Source organism: Saccharothrix sabaoui (genome assembly GCF_051756985.1).
Taxonomy (GTDB): Bacteria; Actinomycetota; Actinomycetes; order Mycobacteriales; family Pseudonocardiaceae; genus Actinosynnema.
In genome coordinates this window covers 1-1184 of the sequence record NZ_JBPKJK010000331.1, presented here as the reverse complement: position 1 = coordinate 1184, position 1184 = coordinate 1, and the positions used below count along the sequence as shown (strand labels likewise).

The following is a 1184-nucleotide window of genomic DNA, read 5'->3' as shown; positions in this document are numbered from 1 at the left end:
GCAGCCTTGGCCGGTAATGGGTCCAGGTGCGGATGGGTGAGTCGGTGGCGAAGCCGGTCTTGGGCTGGGCGCGGGCGTTGCGCCAGCGGATGAACGAGCCGATGGCGGCGTTCTGTTCGGCGTGGGTGAGGTGGTCGGTGCCGTTGAGGGCGAAGTAGCGCAGGGCGGCGAACTCCGCCTCGATCCAGTTCAACCAGCTGGAGTAGGTCGGCAGGAACACCAACTCAGCGTCGTTCTCGGCGGCCCACTGGCGGACGTCGGGGTGCCGGTGCGGGGAGAAGTTGTCCATGATCAGGTAGAGCCGCTGGTCGGGCCAGCGGGCGCGCAGGGTCTTGAGCAGGTCGAGGAACTCGCGGTGGCGTTTGCGGCGCCGGATGCGGTAGTGGATCTTTCCGGTGGTCAGGTCGAGTGCGGCGAGCATGTGCATCACGCCGTGGTGGCGGTTGTAGGTCGCCCGTAATCGGCGCGGCGACCCGGTGGGTCGCCAGGCTTTGCCCTTGCGCGGCAGCAGGTTGAGCGGTCCGAACTCGTCGACGCAGATCACCCTGCCGTCGGCGGGTGGGTGGTCGTAGAGATCGAGGATCCGCTGCATCTTGGCGAGGAAGTCCGGGTCGGTGGAGGCCTTCCAGGTGGTGGTGGTCTGCCAGGAGACGCCGGCGTCGCGCAGGATGCGGCGCAGCGTTTCCCGGCTGATCGCGGCGACGGTGCCGCGGTCGAGCAGGTGGTCGCGCAGCTTGGACAGCGACCAGGTGGAGAACGCGGTGATGCCCCAGTCGGCGGGCGCAGTGCGGGCGATCAGGCAGATCCGTTCACGGATCGCCTCACCGATCGTCCGACTCCGCCCGCCGCTCCATTTTGGGTCCAGCGCCGCGAACCCCCGCTCGTTGAACGCGTGGATCACATCACGGACGTAATCCTCGCTGACCTGCATCAACGAGGTGATGTCCCGGACCGCCTGGCCCTGGCCGGACATCAGCACCACGATCGCCCGGCGTAGCCGCACCGGGTCCTTCGCGGTTCTGGTGATCCGCTGGATCTTCCGGCCTTCCTCCATCGACAACGCCCGGACGAACACGCTCGGCCGACGAGCCACAACCACCTCCCGCACTCGACATGCGGGACCAGCCTCGCCGATCAGCCGAACCGATCGATTACCGGGTCAACCCTCCGAGACGCGCCACTAG

The 1184-nt window shown here is 67.7% G+C and carries 1 protein-coding gene; it reads right to left on the bottom strand.

The window, feature by feature from the left end:
- A partial coding sequence (locus tag ACR807_RS41660; protein ID WP_438927071.1) for an IS630 family transposase occupies window positions 1-1093 on the bottom strand: 1093 nt, incomplete at its 3' end.
- Window positions 1094-1184 lie beyond the last annotated feature (91 nt).